At 41.2% G+C, this 16,993-nt stretch carries 12 protein-coding genes and 1 pseudogene; 8 read left to right on the top strand and 5 right to left on the bottom strand.

Annotated elements, in window-relative coordinates; translation table 11 throughout:
• Positions 1-146 precede the first annotated feature (146 nt).
• Together KPX09_RS01345 and recA are read left to right on the top strand one after the other, a co-directional pair.
• Positions 147-1,075, top strand: a pseudogene (locus tag KPX09_RS01345) (P44/Msp2 family outer membrane protein); the annotation flags it as partial.
• Between the two features lie 296 nt (positions 1,076-1,371).
• Entirely contained in the window at positions 1,372-2,436 is a 1,065-nt protein-coding gene (gene recA, locus KPX09_RS01340) for a recombinase RecA (protein WP_410518469.1), read from the top strand.
• A gap of 33 nt (positions 2,437-2,469) precedes the next feature.
• Here recA and KPX09_RS01335 read toward each other — a convergent pair whose 3' ends face one another.
• The 3 genes from KPX09_RS01335 to KPX09_RS01325 all read right to left on the bottom strand — a co-directional run bounded on the left by KPX09_RS01335 (position 2,470) and on the right by KPX09_RS01325 (position 5,887).
• The gene (locus tag KPX09_RS01335) at positions 2,470-3,708 is read right to left on the bottom strand and encodes a P44/Msp2 family outer membrane protein (RefSeq protein WP_249548614.1); all 1,239 of its coding nucleotides are present in this window, start codon (positions 3,706-3,708) and stop codon (positions 2,470-2,472) included.
• Between the two features lie 96 nt (positions 3,709-3,804).
• Positions 3,805-5,124 (bottom strand): P44/Msp2 family outer membrane protein, encoded by a 1,320-nt coding sequence (locus KPX09_RS01330; RefSeq protein ID WP_249548613.1) that lies wholly within the window; start codon positions 5,122-5,124, stop codon positions 3,805-3,807.
• Positions 5,125-5,515: 391 nt separating this feature from the next.
• Positions 5,516-5,887, bottom strand: a complete 372-nt coding sequence (locus tag KPX09_RS01325) for a cytochrome c oxidase subunit 3 (RefSeq protein ID WP_346017221.1) — start codon at positions 5,885-5,887, stop codon at positions 5,516-5,518.
• A gap of 620 nt (positions 5,888-6,507) precedes the next feature.
• Here KPX09_RS01325 and KPX09_RS01320 point away from each other — a divergent pair.
• The 5 genes from KPX09_RS01320 (at position 6,508) to KPX09_RS01300 (ending at position 11,696) form a co-directional block, all read left to right on the top strand.
• Complete coding sequence (locus tag KPX09_RS01320; RefSeq protein ID WP_249548612.1) at positions 6,508-6,672, top strand: hypothetical protein; 165 nt, start codon at positions 6,508-6,510, stop codon at positions 6,670-6,672.
• Between the two features lie 233 nt (positions 6,673-6,905).
• A complete protein-coding gene (locus KPX09_RS01315; protein WP_249548611.1) occupies positions 6,906-7,763 on the top strand; it encodes a P44/Msp2 family outer membrane protein in 858 nt (285 codons plus the stop codon).
• A 153-nt stretch (positions 7,764-7,916) separates the two neighbouring features.
• Positions 7,917-8,819 carry a P44/Msp2 family outer membrane protein gene (locus tag KPX09_RS01310; protein ID WP_249548610.1) on the top strand — a complete coding sequence of 301 codons (903 nt, stop codon included), beginning with the start codon at positions 7,917-7,919 and terminating at the stop codon, positions 8,817-8,819.
• Between the two features lie 81 nt (positions 8,820-8,900).
• Complete coding sequence (locus KPX09_RS01305) at positions 8,901-10,394, top strand: UbiD family decarboxylase (protein ID WP_249548609.1); 1,494 nt, start codon at positions 8,901-8,903, stop codon at positions 10,392-10,394.
• Positions 10,395-10,598: 204 nt separating this feature from the next.
• Entirely contained in the window at positions 10,599-11,696 is a 1,098-nt protein-coding gene (locus KPX09_RS01300; protein WP_249548608.1) for a P44/Msp2 family outer membrane protein, read from the top strand.
• A 1,287-nt stretch (positions 11,697-12,983) separates the two neighbouring features.
• Here KPX09_RS01300 and KPX09_RS01295 read toward each other — a convergent pair.
• Together KPX09_RS01295 and secD are read right to left on the bottom strand one after the other, a co-directional pair.
• Positions 12,984-13,133, bottom strand: coding sequence for a zinc-finger domain-containing protein (locus tag KPX09_RS01295; RefSeq protein ID WP_249548607.1), 150 nt, complete (start codon positions 13,131-13,133; stop codon positions 12,984-12,986).
• Between the two features lie 12 nt (positions 13,134-13,145).
• Complete coding sequence (gene secD, locus KPX09_RS01290; protein ID WP_249548606.1) at positions 13,146-14,672, bottom strand: protein translocase subunit SecD; 1,527 nt, start codon at positions 14,670-14,672, stop codon at positions 13,146-13,148.
• 64 nt (positions 14,673-14,736) lie between these two features.
• Here secD and uvrB point away from each other — a divergent pair, with 64 nt between their 5' ends.
• Positions 14,737-16,698 (top strand): excinuclease ABC subunit UvrB, encoded by a 1,962-nt coding sequence (gene uvrB, locus KPX09_RS01285; protein ID WP_275973573.1) that lies wholly within the window; start codon positions 14,737-14,739, stop codon positions 16,696-16,698.
• Positions 16,699-16,993: the final 295 nt, after the last annotated feature.

Below are 16,993 nucleotides of genomic sequence, written 5' to 3'. Positions count from 1 at the left end.
TGTTTTCTGAGATTTTGGTAATTACACCCTGCGGGAGTTGGGCATAGAATCTCATAGCAACCTCAATACTGTACGTGTGGATTGACAAGTATCCTAATCTTCTACGAATCGCTAGGGGTACCATAAGTCCCCGTAATAAATCTTATTATTCAAAGGGGAAGACTAAGGGTATTAGAGATAATGGAAGTATTATTAGAGAAATGAAGCATATACAGTATATCTACTAGCTAAGGAGTTAGCTTATGATGTAGTTACTGGTCAGACTGACAAGCTTGCTGCTGCTCTTGCCAAAATAAACGGTAAGGACATTGTTCACTTTGCTAAGGCTGTTGAAATCTCTCACCCTATCATCGATACCAAGGTTTGTAGGACGAAGCCTAAGAGCGGAGCATCCAATAATTATGGAAAGTATGCTGCAAAATCTGATATAGACGCGGATAGTACAACTGCACTTTGTGCTGGCGAAGGGAACACTAATGGTGGTACAGGACCGCAGTTTTTGAGGGACTTTGTCCGTGAGACTCTAGGAGACGGAAGTAGGAATTGGCCAACCTCTACGGCGCAGGCTACTAAGAAACCAGTACCCGTAACTAACGACAACGCCACAGCCGTAGCAAAAGACCTAGTAAAGGAACTCACTCCTGAAGAAAAAACCATAGTAGCTGGGTTGCTTGCTAAAACTATTGAAGGTGGTGAAGTTGTTGAGATTAGGGCGGTTTCTTCTACTTCAGTCATGGTTAATGCTTGTTATGATCTTCTTAGTGAAGGTTTAGGTGTTGTTCCTTATGCTTGTGTTGGTCTAGGTGGTAACTTCGTTGGCGTTGTTGATGGTCACATCACTCCTAAGCTTGCTTATAGGTTAAAGGCTGGCTTGAGTTATCAGCTTTCTCCTGAAATCTCCGCTTTTGCTGGGGGCTTCTACCATCGTGTTGTTGGAGATGGTGTCTATGATGATCTTCCTGCTCAACGTCTTGTAGATGATACTAGTCCTGCTGGCCGTACTAAGGATACTGCTATTGCCAACTTCTCCATGGCTTATGTTGGTGGGGAATTTGGTGTTAGGTTTGCTTTTTAAGGTTTCTTACCTAAAGGGGAGCTAAGAGCTCCCCTTTTTCTACTTCAATCCTACTTTCTACAATAATTCAAGTTATTCCTGATTTCTTCTGGTTATGTTACCATTATCATTACTTCGTGACAGTTCCTGTTATTTTCTTGCTGCTCGGTTTAGAAGGTTTTTATCAGTGCTTGATGGGGTTTTGGCGTGTTTGCATAGTGCAAATCGCATCGCTTCTATTTGTACAAATCTTGACACTTTTGGCTGCAATGTCTATTGTTGAGAAGTTAAAATTCTTATGATACCTCATGGTTGAAATGAAGGACTCACCCTCTGATAAGCAGCGGGCTGTTGATGCTGCTATTGGACAGATTGAACGTGCTTTTGGGCGTGGATCTATTATGAGGCTGCAGAATAGCCCTGTAGAAGCTGTTGAGTGTGTTTCTACTGGGTCTATTGCGCTAGACGCAGCTCTAGGTGTTGGGGGGCTTCCTAGGGGGAGAATCATTGAGATTTTTGGCCCTGAAAGCTCCGGAAAGACTACCTTGGCTCTTCATGTCATTGCCGAGGCACAGAAGAACGGTGGGGCTTGCGCCTTTATTGATGCCGAACACGCTTTGGATACGTTATACGCGAGAAAGCTGGGGGTGTCCGTGGGAGATTTGATAGTATCTCAGCCTGACACTGGAGAACAGGCTTTACACATTGTTGAGCATCTTGTGAACTCGGGTGCGGTAGACGTTATTGTTGTGGATTCTGTTGCTGCTTTAACTCCTCGTGCTGAAATTGAAGGGGATATGGGAGACCAGCACATGGGTTTGCAGGCTCGTCTATTGAGTCACGCACTTAGGAAATTAACCTCTATAGTTTCTAAAGCCAACTGCTTGCTCGTGTTTATTAACCAAATTCGTATGAAAATAGGAGTTGTGTATGGTAATCCTGAGGTTACTACAGGTGGTAGTGCGCTGAAGTTTTACACCTCCATCCGTCTTGATATTCGTAAGGTTAGTGCACTGAAGGAAAAAGAAAATGTTACTGGACACTTGGCGCGTGTAAAAGTAGTCAAGAATAAGGTTGCGCCGCCATTCAAGCAAGCTGAGTTTGATATTATGTATAGTGAAGGTATCTCTAAGGTTGGGGAAATTCTGGATATGGGTGTAAGATTTGGCTTTATAGAAAAAGCTGGCTCGTATTATTCACACGAAGGTATTAAGCTTGGACAAGGACGGGAAACAGCTAGAAGTTATCTCAAGAACAATACTGATCTTTCTAATAAGTTAGAAGGGTTGATTAGAGCGAAGTTACTGGAAAGTATGCGTAGCAGCGATGTTTTTGGCTCTGATGGACGCACCCCTTCTGAGGAAATAGAGGAATCTTTATAGTGTTATTGCTTTAGCATAAGGGCACTATGCACGCTAAAACCTTAGTTGTATACCGAACTCGGCACCAGTGTATCTCATATCAAAACTAGCAGTGGCTGCGTTTTTTGATCTGCCCTCGGAACTGTGGTAATGAACCAAGTGTCTCACCGGCAGCTCTGAGTATTCCTCGTCACCCAAAACCCTGTGGTAAAATACACCAGCAAATACATTAACCTTTTGTAAAAGCTGATAGCTTAGCCCCACCTTCAGTTTGTATGCGGGTTTAAAGGTGCTATGTCCCTCTACAACTTTAATCACGTTACCTCCTAAACCTAAGCAGGCATATGGAACTGCTACAAAGTCTTCAGCAACGATATCTGAGCACACATTAACAATGTAAGAGGTCGAAGTAATGCCTTTTATCTCAATAACCTCTGCACCTTCAACAGTCTTTATGAGGAGATGTGCCACTATTTCTCTTTCTTCCCTTTTAAGTTTATTTATATCATTAGCTACTGTACCTGAAGCATCTCGCTGATAGTTTTGTGTTGTATAAATATTTTGACCACTACTAGTTCGTTGAGCACCATAAGACCTGTGCTTATTGTTAATTAGAGGCCATCTCTCAGACCCTTTCTTACCTAAAGAAGCAGCAAATCCATTAGGCCCTGTATACTTTTTACTCTGATCCTTAGTATTTATTCCCGTATCACAATTACCCGCTTTGTTATCGCTATTAGTTAACCCTCGGTCATTACGGGGAATACCTTGACAAATTTTCTTATCAATTACAGGATACTCATCATTAAGAGCCTTAGCAAAGTGAACAATGTCCTTACCGTTTATTTTGGCAAGAGCAGCAGCAAGCCTGTCAGTCTGCCCAGTAACTACATCATAAGCTAACTCCTTAGCTAATAGATATACTGTATATGCTTCATCTTCCTTACTACCACTATCTCTAATACCCTTAGTCTTGAAGCGCTCGTAACCAATCTCAAGCTCAACCCTGGCACCACCAATACCATAACCAACACTACCTTCCATAGCTACAAGCATGTTGTCCTTAAACCCAATCCGAGGATCAGGTTCCCTCCAATCAAATCTGTCAACCTCCAGCTTGACTATATCTCCATCTCTCAAGTATGGGTATATTCCTTTAGTTTCTCCGGCACTTTCTCCTATGCCAAAATTTCTTATGTTTATAAATGTAGGGCTGTAATCTAATCCCACATAGAAATAACCTCTTTGCCTTGCCGTAGCACCATAGCTGGCCATTAGTACTAACAGAGGCATAATAACACCACCTAAACTCCTAAACAGTACACCATGGTAAAGGATTCTCATAAAATTTAACTTCTTATAAAAGGCCACAACTAACTTACAATCTTCTTAAAAAGTAAACCTAACACCAAATTCACCGCCAACATAGCTCATACTGAAATTAGCAACTGCAGTGCCACTATTTCTAGCTATAGAGTTGATATAATCGACCAGAGGATGTACATGTAGATCATTATACTCCCCATTGCCCATAACGCGATGGTAAAATCCACCAACAAGTACATGAACTACCGGCGAAAACTGGTAGCTTAACCCAGCCTTTAACCTATAGGCAAGTTTGGCAGTGACGTGCTCATCAACTAACCCAACTACTGTACCCCCTAAACCAATACAGGCATAAGGAACAACTAATAGGCCTGCATCCATAAGGTCATAACAAGCATTGACCATAAAAGAAGTAGCAGAAACTGCTCTGATCTCAATAACTGCTCCCCCCTCAATAATTTTAGCAAGTAACCCTGCCACAATGTTTTTTTCTTCAGGTGTTAGTCCTGATAGATCTCCTGCAATAGTACCTGATGCGTCCCGCTGATAGGAGTTTATCTGCTTTTCTGCTGATGATGAGATCCATCTTAAATTTTTATTATTTATATTGGGCCACTTCTCTTCACCTTGCTTACCCAACGATGCTACAAGACCATAATCCCCCCGCTTATTTGGCGTAGCACCCAATACTTTATCTACTTCAGTATCGCAATTACCGGCCCTACCGCTGGTTCGCATTTCTTGTACGCCCATCCCATTCGACGCATTTTGATTTATGACAACCTTTTTTCCACAAATTTTCTCATCAATTTTTGGATAAGAAGCTTGCAATGCGTTTGCAAAATTCACAATGTCTTTACCGCTGACTTTAGCCAAAGCAGCCGCAAGCTTGTTTGTTTTATTAGAAGCAAGACTATAAGCGAGTTCATTAGCTAATAGGTATATAGCATCGCCATTATCTTCTTTACCTATATTATCCCTTCTTCCCTTGACTTTAAAATTCTCATAGCCAATCTCAACTTCTATTCTCGTCTTCCCTTTTCCATATCCGATAGCCCCATCCATAGCCATTATCTTGCTATCACGAAACCCCAGTGTGTAAACAGGAGTATTCCAATCGAATTTGTTTGACCTCAAGGTTATTCCCTTCCCATCCTTGATGTACGGATATACTACTTTGCTCCCTGAATGACTCCTTTTTATACTAAAACCCTTTATCCTGCTTAATGCGGGACTGTAATCCAATCCTGCATAAAAATAACCATCCCTTTTGCTATTAGGGTGAGAACTAACTTGAGAATCCTGTTCGGCATGTGATCTATTACCTGTCATTAGCATAGCTAACGACAAGATCATACATACTCGCCCAAAACAGCTTGCCATCACTGAAATCCTCCATAAATCAAACCCTAACTAAACAAAGTCCAACCCGTATCTTCAACCCATAATGGGGCACATTTCCCGTGGCAATTGCCTACCCAACCTGAACCACTTCACTACACATACACTTATCTTCCAAGGCCTTAAATTCCCTCTCAGAAACAGTGATATTACCCAATCGCTACGTAATACTCCTAGCCTTGCACACACCAAAAAGTACCCACATACAAGATCTCATATATACTCCAGCAACCAATGTTTCCCGTTGTAGAAACCTCAGCATGCAGAACGCTGTCATGGTATTGGTAGAAAAAATGTTTTGCTATTACCACGCACATACAAGTCATGGTTGTGACGCACAGATTAACCTATTTTTAAAAGATAAGTTTTTGTGCTATGGCCGCGATAACACTAGTGATATTAAGCACATTATCGAGATTTTTGAGCATTGAGAAGAATAAATAGCCTTTAACCCTTCTTCGCTAAAAGCAAAGCCAGCATGTAGATACTCTATAAGTTGGAATATAGAGAAAACAAGACCGAGAGCAATAGTAAAAGCAAGCATTCTCAAAGAAGACTTTATGTCGTCTATCATGAGATAGTGATGTGACCAAGTTATGGTACACCCGGATAGTAATAGCGTCACCGTGTTCATGAATGGCAAGGACCACGCAGAAATAGTCTCTATTCCCACAGGAGGCCATACAGTTGATACTTTCTGTGAATAATCAATCAGTTGATATGCGGGAAATAGCCAATATAGAATAAACCATACCTTATCTGTGATATGAGGTACATATCATGGCACTTAGTTAGGAATTTTAATATGCAAAATATTAATATGCGAAACATGTAAAGTTTTTTGTGGATAAATAGTTCCGCAGTACAGCATGAGTAATGCTAGAAGATGCCTATCTCAGTATTTATAAAAATATAGAAGTTAAGAAAGATGAGCCAAAGAGTGCAAAAGATGCAAACATCATTGACTCTTCTACTATAACATAAAGTACCAAATGACGGCATTGTCAGGAATTTTGGGCATCTCAGGCATTAGAGGGCGTATTTTAAGATTTTTCTCATAGTCTTCATTTAGGTACCAGAGGTAGTGCCAGGCGCTTATTATAGTCTAGATAATAAGGCAATGCACGAGCACAAAGCACGCGCCTTACATAAGGAAGGACATTCTATATAACGCGTATATTCATAATTTATTTGCCCCGTCAACAGCACAGGATAATTCAGGTATAATGATATCTGAACCAAGGTTCCCCATTAGAAGACTCAAGATTGTTGGGTGTAATAGCCCCAGAGTAACGCATTGTAAGCTCTTGTAAGTAAGATAGTAAGATCCTAAACGATAGCAAGGGTAAGTAAATAGATCAGGCAGTGGTTCTGTACTTTCCGAAACCTGGAAGTTTTACAGGGGACGACGTTGTTGAACTACATGGGCGTGGTACTAGAACTGTTCTTCGTATTTTATACAAAGAATTACAAACCTTCATCCGCATTGCTGAACCAAGGGGAATTCTCCCTAATTTCATAATACTGTAAATTATATAATCGGATGTTATAGTTATAAAAGATAAAATACATTGTTATTTTATGTATTAAAGCAATATCTATATCATTTTCATGATATTTCTGGAATATATTACTTCCTTTCCATTAGTTATTAATTAATGTTTATTCCTTAAAAACGCTGTCCTGCAGATTAGGGGGCACGGTAGATACCAATCTATACGTAGCTTCATATACGATGCAGGCTAATTTGAGGTGGTAAATTTATGAAGCTAGTAGAGAGGATAGTAGGACGGAAAAGCGTTTCGGCATTGGTAATTTTTTGTGTGATTTTATGTGTACCATTCCAGGCATTTTCTCATGAATCTACTGATAATTTTAAGTACAAAAATCGCCTATATTTTGCAGGAACATACAAGAGTAGTGTTCCAAATTTTGGTAGCTTAGAGGTTGAGGAAAGCAATTCTTATGTGCCTAATGTTGGTACAGTTCTCAGAAAGAGTATAAAGGGCAATGTACTAGTGAACATCGAAAAACATAAATCATTCGATGCGTATAAAGAGGAATTTTACAGCAATGATTATTTTGGTTTTTCTGGAAGCATTGGTTACTCAATAAATAACTTCAGAATAGAAGTCGAGGGAATGAACAGTGAGTTTAAAATTAAGGCAGGTAAGGGTTCAGTTCATGAAGACGATGCATTTTACGTCGCGTTGGTGCGAGAGAGAACTATTTCAAATAATAATTACGTCGTGGTAAAAAATAAGAGCTTAGCTGTGACTTCTGTGGCGTTAAGTCTCTGTTATGATATTAAGGCAGTAACCGATACTATAATTTCGTACTTATGCTTTGGTGTGACTGGAAACGCTGTTGATTTATTAGAAACACGGAAGCTAACCCACGGGTATTACGGTAGAATAGGCGCAGGATTTCTGGTTACGCGAGATATTATGTTATCGGTAGGAGGATATTATCATCGATTGCATGCTAATGATTTTAGTGGACTCAAACTATTTATACCAGCCGAGGCAGCGAATGAGATGAGACCTTTGCCTACTTCTGCCCATGCTAAAATGAATATTGCATATCTTGGAGCGGAAATGAGCCTCAGATACTATTTTTAGAGTGCTATGTAGGGTTGTATTGTTGCCAAAACAAAGAATTAAGGTAGAGAAGGTAGCAATATTCTCTAAACATGAGCCCGTGCGCTAATGTGATACACAAATAGTGCTTAGTTAAGTGCTTGACTTGTAGTACATACACGCTAGAATGCGTACTTGAAGGTTTCTTTAGCGTTGGGGGCTCTCGTGAGGTTTGTGGGTACTCTTTTAGCATCGTTGTTTTTGTGCTTTCCACTTGCGGCTTTTTCTGGGTTGCATGTTGTTTCTGAAGTGGGATCTTTGTACTTTGGAGGCGTTTACAAGCCTGCTTCACCTCTTCTAGATGATGTCACGTTACAGGGGGCATTTGGGGCGTCGGTTAGAGTTGCTCCTCTTGAGAGGTTTTCTTCTTTGGAAGTGGCGAATAGTAATTTGCCTGTCAATATCAGGAAGTTTGATGATTTATCGTTGGTAGCTAGTGCGAATAGTTACGATGAGAATATGGTGGGTCATGCCTTTGTTGTAGGTTACTCAGGTAAGGGTGTGAGGCTAGAATTTGAGTTTCTCCGTGAGAAGTTTGATACATCTAGAGGTTTCTTTAGTGACCAGTACGGGGACAGGTTTAGGTACTCACTGGCGCGCATCGCGGTGGATAAAGACGCAGAAAACGGTGATGTTTTGGTGTTGCGTAATGATGGGATATCACTTGCGGGTAGTATTGCGAGTTTGTGTAAAGACGTTGAATGGACTGTGGTGAAGCCTTATGTGTGTGTAGGGTTTGGTATAGAGCGTTTGCGTACGTTTAGAGCTGAGATATATAGCTTTGCATATCAAGTGAAAGGTGGTGCCAGTTTTAAGTTAGGTAGGGGCCTTGAGGGGTTTTGTGGCTTCTATTATCATGACCTAGGTGGTAGTGGTAAAGTTCCTGCGCCTAGGGAGCGTGATGTTTTAATAAGAGGGCAGCTTGTTACTTCTAAGAAGAGTGTTGTTCCTGTGGATCCTGTGTTGCGTATGGATGTGGCGTACCTTGGTTTTGAGTTGGGTGTTAGGATTTATCCAGTTTCTTTGTTGAGTAGGTAGTTTTTGGTAAACGAAGACAAGCTTCTGGTAGCGCTGGGGCTTTTGTGTTAGTTTTAGTATGCTGCTGGTGAGCTGTAGGGTATGTCGTTTCGGGATCTTAGGGGCTTCTTAGATTTTCTTGAGAAGAGAGGGGAGCTAGTGCGCGTTGGGGAGAAGGTTTCTCCTGTGCTAGAAATAACGGAGATACATAGTCGGCTAGTAAAGACTGGTGGCCCCGCTGTTGTTTTTGAGAAAGTGGTTAATGAGTATGGTTGTTCGAATGTACCTGTAGTTGTTAATCTGTATGGTACGGTGGAACGGGTTTCGTATGGTTTAGGGATAGAGCGTTCTGGATTACGTGATATCGGTAGGTTGCTAGCCTTTCTTAAGATGCCAACGCCTCCTGAGAGCTTTCGTGATTTGCTGGGTATGTTCCCGTTACTGAGAAATATGGTTTCTGCTAGGACTACTGTGGTAAAGAAAGCAAGATGTCATGAAGTGATAATGGCTGAAGATGATGTAGATTTGCGTAAGTTTCCAATACAGACTTGTTGGCCTGGGGATGTTGCTCCTTTGATAACGTGGCCGATAGTTGTAACGCGTGGTCCTACTGGTGCGCGAGAAGATAATTTCAACCTGGGTGTGTATCGTATTCAGGTTGTGAGTGGAAATACCGCCATAATGAGGTGGTTGCGACATAGAGGGGGAGCACAGCAGTATTCAAGATGGGTGAAAGACGGTAAAGGTGACTTTCCTGTTGCGGTAGTGTTGGGGACTGATCCCGCAACAACGATAGCCGCTGTAACACCGGTTCCAGAGACTTTGTCCGAGTATCAATTTGCTGGAATATTGCGTAAGAAACCGACGGAATTGGTGAATTGTGTTACTGTTCCGCTGCGTGTTCCGGCTAATGCAGAGATCGTTCTGGAGGGGTTCGTCAGTGCGAGTGAGTTCTTGGATGAGGGACCTTATGGAGATCATACCGGGTACTATAATTCTGTGGAAAAGTTTCCGAAGTTTGTGATAAAGGCTGTCACTATGAGGAATTCTCCGATGTACCATAGTACATTCACTGGCCGTCCGCCGGATGAATGTTCTGTGTTAGGAGAAGCGCTTAATGAGATTATAATTCCCATGATGATTTCTCAATATCCTGAGATTGTAGATTTCTGGTTGCCTCCTGAGGGGTGTTCTTACCGTGTTGCTATAGTGTCTATTAGGAAGGGCTATCCAGGGCATGCTCGTAGGGTTGTTATGGGTGTATTGTCGTTCCTTCGTCAGTTCATGTACGTGAAATTCGTGATAGTTGTAGACGATGATATATGCGTGCGAGATTGGAAGGATGTAATCTGGGCTATCTCAACCAGAATGGATCCTTCTAGAGATATAATGTATATCGAGGATGCTCCTATCGACTATTTGGATTTTGCGTCTTCAGAAACGGGTCTAGGTAGTAAAGTGGGTTTTGATGCTACGAATAAGATTTATCCGGAAACGAAGAGAGAGTGGGGTGTAAAAATTGGGATGAGTAAGGAGATTATAGATAAAGTCACTGCTAGGTGGGAGCAATATGGCTTTGAGGAGAAAAGAAGTTAGGTGCTCTTGAATATAATTAAGCTTTAGTTAGCTGTTTTGTGGCGTAGATTCTGCAATGTTCTCTATTTCATCATAATACAATTTTGATTTTTCCGTAGTTTAAATACTTTTTTAAGTATAATACACGACTCTCAAGCCAATTTTTCGATCATGCAATAGATATTTCTATTGTGTCGTTGATCTTTACGGGAATGAGGGGAGTTTATGGTTAGGCCTTTATGCCTGAGAATGGCTGTTATGTTTGTGCTACTTGGTACGGCGGTAACATCTGCGCGTGCGGATAATGACAAGTCAGGTTTTTTTGTGGGCTTGGGATACGGGCTATCCGTGAGCCAGGTACATAATTTTAAAATCATCGATGATGAAGAGACGCGTTGGCTGTTTCCCTTTCATGAGCGGGTGCTCAGCGAGGATTTGCACTCTGCAAATTTTTATTGGGGTTCAGAGGATTATTCGGAGATTAGATTTCAGAGGGGTAACGTTGCTTTCGGGGGTAGTGCGGGATATTTATTCTCTGCATTGCGGTTGGAAATTGAACTTACGCACGAAAGTTCTGAAATTCTAAAATCTGGGATACAAAAGGGTCGTAAAGGGGGTGGTTTTCCCTTTGTATTAGGAAAACGCGAAGCAATGGTGTCCTTGCGGAAGGGATATGATCGCGCTGCTTTAATCGGGAGACTTTCGCGTGAAAATGTTGTTGCTATAGAAAAATACATGGTATCAGAACTAGGATATGCTCAACAGAGAAGGCTAGCGGTTGAGCAGGAAGAAGAATACAGGGGAGCTTATAAAAATAAGCATGTTGTCGGGGTTTTGCCTAAGAACGTGGACAATAATCTTTTTAATTTACTAGATCTGATGGTCGAGCAAAGCGTTCTTTTCACAAAAGCTCTTGCATTGACTGTTGAGGGTGCTGAAGTAATAGAGATTATGTCTGTAAGGAATACCACGGCGACGCTGAATTTGTGTTACGACCTGCCTGGCTCGGAGTTGGTTAAACTCAACATTTCACCTTACACATGTGCCGGAATAGGTGGAAGCGTTATAGGTATTACAAAAGGTCATGCCAATTTACAATTTTCATACAAGATAAAATTTGGTTTAAATTATCATTTCCGCTCGAATGCTGTAGCATATATAGGAGCTTCATATCAGAAAGTTTTAGGATCGGAATATTATAATGTGCCCCTAAAGCGGTTGATTGATGATGTCAGCTCGGTGAACCGCATAAGAGAGAAAACAAGTGTGGGATTTGGATTGCAGTACATTGGGTTAGAATTGGGCGCACGTGTATCTTTCTGAAGAGTTTTAAAAGTTTTTTTAGTGATGGTGCGTGGATCGCCGAAGGTTGCTGTTAGTGGGTGACTATACATGGCTCACTGACTTCTACGCTGAAAGAATTTGTTTGTAATAGTGCTTATGGTTATGACAGAGAAGATTACATCATTTTTCTAAATAAAAGACTATTACTTTATAATAAACAGCAGTGTTCTTAGCTTTATTTTGCATCAAAACTTGCCTGCCATATTAAGTACGCAAGCATGTATTAAGCCTTCTACAAGAGCATTGCGTAGTACTGTTTCTGTAGTTTGTATGTCAGTCTACACTATATTTAAAAGATAAATGCCAGTCCGGGTAGCGGTCTAGAAGGACTCCAGACTTTATCGAGAAAGTAGTTCCCCTTAGCAACCCTATACCGCACTGTCCCATAACTTGTACGCATAATTTTTAGGTAAGCTAAAACCATACACTAGAACGCAAGTTACTGTTTGTAGTATATCTCACCAAGTAGCTATAGTCCGGTCATAGCATGCCATTATCATGATAGAGACAAACGTCAGTCTAGATTACAGTAGTTGAGTTCATACACTTTTCGTGCTTTATCGAGAGAGTAGTTCCTATGTATAGTAGTATTATCCTGCCTGCTATCAGCACTAAGCGTACACTCATTTCTCTCACAATGAAAATTGTATTTTTTCCAGGAATCTACTTTGTGCATTACATAATCAAGCATCTATAGACCAGTGATATTATTCACTCCCTCACCTTTAATGGGTAAACTCCATCTCCTGCAATGATCTAGAAAGACATACACTATTCGGTGTACTGCATCACGACTCGCTCAACCTCTCCGGACGGTCAACTGTACGCGATAGTCAGGATTCATACAAAAGTCTCATGTAACACTGCCACATTCACACAGGTTCTTAACAGGGATTTGATGTTGAACCTAGACGTACGTTACCTATAGATGCACATCTAATCTCTAGCTACGGTTATATTTAAAAGATAACTGCCTGTACAGGGAGTAGTATAGGCCATCCCCTTTTTGTACTGTATGAGAGTAGCTCCTCTTAGCGAAGACCTGTACTACCCTGTCACACTCATAGCGACCACATAATTTTTTCTCGGTGAAGTTATGGCGTTCGCCATAGGTGAATGCCACTTAGCACACCTACGGTAATAGAGCGATACCCACTTTAGTCAAAACATCACCGCGACACCGTAATATTCCTTATAGTTACGAGTATATATCGCACGATTATCTTTCATCTATGAAATATGTGATATTAACTGAATGGGTAGGTTTCACTTAAGGATTTTTCCGCAATACGGACAGGGACGTTCTTCATCGGGAGAAACCTTGAAGTATACTTTGGGATGTCCAGAAAAAGTGTCATCGCCATCACCTCCATTACACGATAATATTTTTTCTCCTTTTTCTTCGTCACTACTCATCAATGGCACCCTCTAAAAACCACTGTTCATTCTAAGCCCTAAATTACTCACCAAGCCCACACGCACACCAACGTCTATCAAAACCTTAGTTAAGACCACTGCTGAAAGCATGGAGCATAGTATTCCAATGCCTAAAGTTGCAGCAAATCCCTGAACTGAAGTACTACCAGACACCAGCATGATAATCGCTACTATCAGCGTGGTCATGTTAGAGTCAAAAATAGTCGACATGGCATTTTTAAAGCCCCGTTCTACAGCTAACCGGAGCTTACCGGAAGCCCGCATTTCTTCCCTAATTCTCTCGAAAATGAGAACATTGGCATCTATGGACATACCTACGGTTAGGGTTATTCCCGCAATACCAGGTAAGGTTAGAGTGGCGCCCAAGAAGGTCATGGCCAGCAGGACGAAGACTATATTGAAAACCAAACCGATAACTGCAAAAAGACCCAATACTCCGTAAGACATAATAACGAAAATTGAAACAACAACTATAGACGATATTGTGGCTAGTCGACCTTTCTCTATAGATCTTGCTCCTAAACTAGGACCTACAACCCTTTCTTCAATAATGTTTAACGGGGCAGGAAGTGCTCCCGACTTAAGTAAAATGGACAACTCTTTAGCCGTTTCCAAGTCAAATCTGCCAGTGATTTCTCCATTTCCACCGAGAATCGGTTCCCGTATTACGGGGGCAGTGAGAACAACATTATCCAAAACAGCGGCAAACGGTTTTCCAGCATGCTGTTTGGTAATATCAGCGAATTTCTTAGTAGCAGTACTATCGAACTTAAAATACACAACTGCTCTTCCTACGCTGTTGAGCCCAGCGCTTGCATCTACTAGAGAATCTCCACTAATTTCCACACGCTTCATAACAGGAAAAGCATTTCCTGATGCATCGTACAACAGGCGTGTGGTTAATGGATTAATATCAGCCAAGTTTTTAACATCTTCTAGCAGGTGAAAAGTAAGTTTGGCTGTTTTACCTATGAGTGACTTTATATTATCAACATTGTGCACTCCTGGAACCTGTAATGATATTTTATTTTCCCCTTGGCTTTTTATCGTGATCTCTTTCGTTCCAGACTTATCCAGCCTGCGTAGTATATTATTTGTAGAGTCATCAACAACTCCTTTGAGCAGGGATTTTGTATATGATTCTGTGAAGGAAATAAGGAGGTGCGGTGACGTGCCAGCAAAGTCTACATTTTTGTTAAATGCTTTAACGCGAGCAAGATCTGCAGGGTCGCTAATATGCAAAACCACTGTTCGATCTTTCACGTACAGCTTATCATAGGATATTTTTTCTCTCTGCAGGAAATCCTGAAGCTCATCGCTCAAGCCATACAACCGTTCCTTGAGATGTTCTTGAAAATCAACTTCTAATAGCAAATACGTACCGCCCCGCAAATCTAATCCAAGATTGGCTTTTTTTTGTGATACAAAAAACTTTGAGTCCACAAAATTGGGCATCACAAAGTATATAGAGAGGGCACACAACAAAAACGTGGCCACAGCCTTACCTACCAATTGCATATGTCACTACTATACAATATAAGGTACATTGTATTCGATCCAGGACAATCGGGATAGTGATTTGATGCGACATTTTAAAATTACTTCTGAGTTTGATGCAGCAGGTGATCAGCCAGAAGCAATTCGTAAGCTGTCTGACGGTATAGAGCGAGGTGTCCGGGAGCAGGTATTGTTAGGTGTGACGGGTTCGGGAAAAACATTCACTATGGCTTCTGTCATAGAAAAAAGACAATGTCCTGCGCTAATAGTTGCTCATAATAAAACGCTTGCAGCGCAGCTTTATGAAGAAATGCGCATGTTTTTTCCCAACAACGCAGTTGAATATTTTGTATCGTACTATGACTACTACCAGCCAGAGGCGTACATTCCGCACAGTGATGTGTATATAGAAAAGGACGCCCTTATAAACGAGAAAATAGACATGCTGCGGCATTCTGCAACCAGGTCAATACTGGAAAGAAGGGATGTTATAGTTGTTGCTAGTGTATCGTGCATATATGGTTTAGGGTCCCCGGAGCTATACTCAGAGATGACAATCCTACTGGCTGTAGGTATGCAGATAGACCTGTGCCAGTTGAAAGAGAAATTAGTGGAACTGCAATACAAAAGCGGCTTACAGTGCGAGAGGGGAACTTTCAGCGTCAAGGGAGATATTGTTACCATTTTTCCCTCACACCATGAAGACCATGTATGGCGTATTTCAATGTTTGGGGATGTTATAGAATCAATACAAGAAGTAGATAACAATCTCGGAATAGCAGTTGCCAATCTTGAGAAAGTGAAAGTTTTCCCCAATAGCCACTATGTAACTCCTCGTCCTACACTTATGCAGGCTTTGTCAAGAATAGAAGATGAACTGCAAGAATGCGTTATGAACTATCGCAAGAATAACAAGATAATAGAGGCAGAGAGAATATTAGAGCGCACAAAATTTGACATTGAAATGATGAAGGAAACAGGAACCTGTAAGGGCATAGAGAACTACTCCCGGTATCTATGTGGTAAGGCTGCTGGCGAACCCCCTGACACACTCTTAGACTATCTACCAGTGGATTCGTTGATGTTCATTGATGAAAGTCACATCACAATCCCGCAAATACGCTCTATGTACAATGGCGATAGGGTGAGAAAGGCAAACCTGATAACGCATGGATTTAGGTTGCCATCTGCTCTAGATAATCGTCCTCTCACTTTTGAAGAGTGGGAAAGTAGGAAGACAACGCTGGTGTATGTTTCTGCAACACCTGGAAAATACGAGACAGAAAGAACTGACGGTGTTGTAGTTGAACAGTTGATAAGACCTACGGGGTTGGTTGATCCAATTTGTATAGTAAAAAAGGCTTCTGGACAAATAGCGGATGTTGTAAACGAAATCCAGGCCACAATCTCAGAAGGATATAGAGTGCTTGTGACTGCTTTGACCAAGAAGATGGCCGAAAATTTGTCTGAGTATATGCGAGAAATTGGTATTAAGGTTGCATATCTACATTCTGATGTTAAAACCCTCGAGAGAATGGACATAATTGCTCAACTGCGCACAGGAGAAATAGATGTTCTTGTAGGAGTAAACCTTTTGCGTGAGGGGTTAGACATACCAGAGTGTGCGTTGGTGTGTATTTTAGATGCTGATAAAGAAGGATTTTTGCGTTCTGAGACCTCATTAGTGCAGACTATAGGCCGTGCAGCTAGAAATATGAATGGGCGAGTTATTCTATATGCAGATAGAGTAACTAAATCTATGAAAGCAGCTATAGATGAGACAAATCGTAGAAGAGCAGTACAAGAATCCTATAATAGAACACACGGTATAACTCCAAAAAGTATCAGTAAATCTGTTGCGACAAGTTTGAAGGATAGGATTACCGTAAAAGGTACAAAGGGCAGTAAGTCTAAGAGCTCAGCAGTTACGGAAGAGGACATAGTAAAGTTGCAGAAAGAAATGCTACTGTATGCAGAGAATCTGGAATTCGAAAAGGCTCTGGAAATACGCAATCAGATAAATAAACTTTCTCGGTGCAAAACGTAGTACTAAGTGCGCATATAGTAGACAATTTTAAGGCTCTTAAGCTTCATTGTAACCAGAGTAAGGATGTGCTGCGGCAGAATGATCAAATCCTATAGGAGAGGAGCATATTTTATAACCATTTCATGGAGTCTTACACCGTTATGTATACAAGTACTTAGAACGATACAGTAATAACGCAGTGTTTATATGTAAACGTAATTTCTATCGGTCACTTTTTAGGATCTTGAGCTGAAGTATTTTCATGTATACATGCTACCGAAGTGCCATCCCATTTGTACAGTACAGCCATACAGAG

It is taken from the genome of Anaplasma phagocytophilum (assembly GCF_023476575.1).
Lineage (GTDB): Bacteria > Pseudomonadota > Alphaproteobacteria > Rickettsiales > Anaplasmataceae > Anaplasma > Anaplasma phagocytophilum_A.
Note: the sequence above shows the minus strand (reverse complement) of the source record. Positions and strands in the feature narration are given on the sequence as shown.

Excerpts from the sequence above, each read along its gene's own strand:
- KPX09_RS01305 (WP_249548609.1), top strand. The coding sequence starts at position 8,901 with ATGTCGTTTCGGGATCTTAGGGGCTTCTTAGATTTTCTTGAGAAGAGA.
- KPX09_RS01295 (WP_249548607.1), bottom strand. The coding sequence starts at position 13,133 with ATGAGTAGTGACGAAGAAAAAGGAGAAAAAATATTATCGTGTAATGGA.
- KPX09_RS01315 (WP_249548611.1), top strand. The coding sequence starts at position 6,906 with ATGAAGCTAGTAGAGAGGATAGTAGGACGGAAAAGCGTTTCGGCATTG.
- secD (WP_249548606.1), bottom strand. The coding sequence starts at position 14,672 with ATGCAATTGGTAGGTAAGGCTGTGGCCACGTTTTTGTTGTGTGCCCTC.
- KPX09_RS01330 (WP_249548613.1), bottom strand. The coding sequence starts at position 5,124 with ATGGCAAGCTGTTTTGGGCGAGTATGTATGATCTTGTCGTTAGCTATG.
- KPX09_RS01335 (WP_249548614.1), bottom strand. The coding sequence starts at position 3,708 with ATGCCTCTGTTAGTACTAATGGCCAGCTATGGTGCTACGGCAAGGCAA.
- KPX09_RS01300 (WP_249548608.1), top strand. The coding sequence starts at position 10,599 with ATGGTTAGGCCTTTATGCCTGAGAATGGCTGTTATGTTTGTGCTACTT.
- recA (WP_410518469.1), top strand. The coding sequence starts at position 1,372 with ATGAAGGACTCACCCTCTGATAAGCAGCGGGCTGTTGATGCTGCTATT.
- uvrB (WP_275973573.1), top strand. The coding sequence starts at position 14,737 with ATGCGACATTTTAAAATTACTTCTGAGTTTGATGCAGCAGGTGATCAG.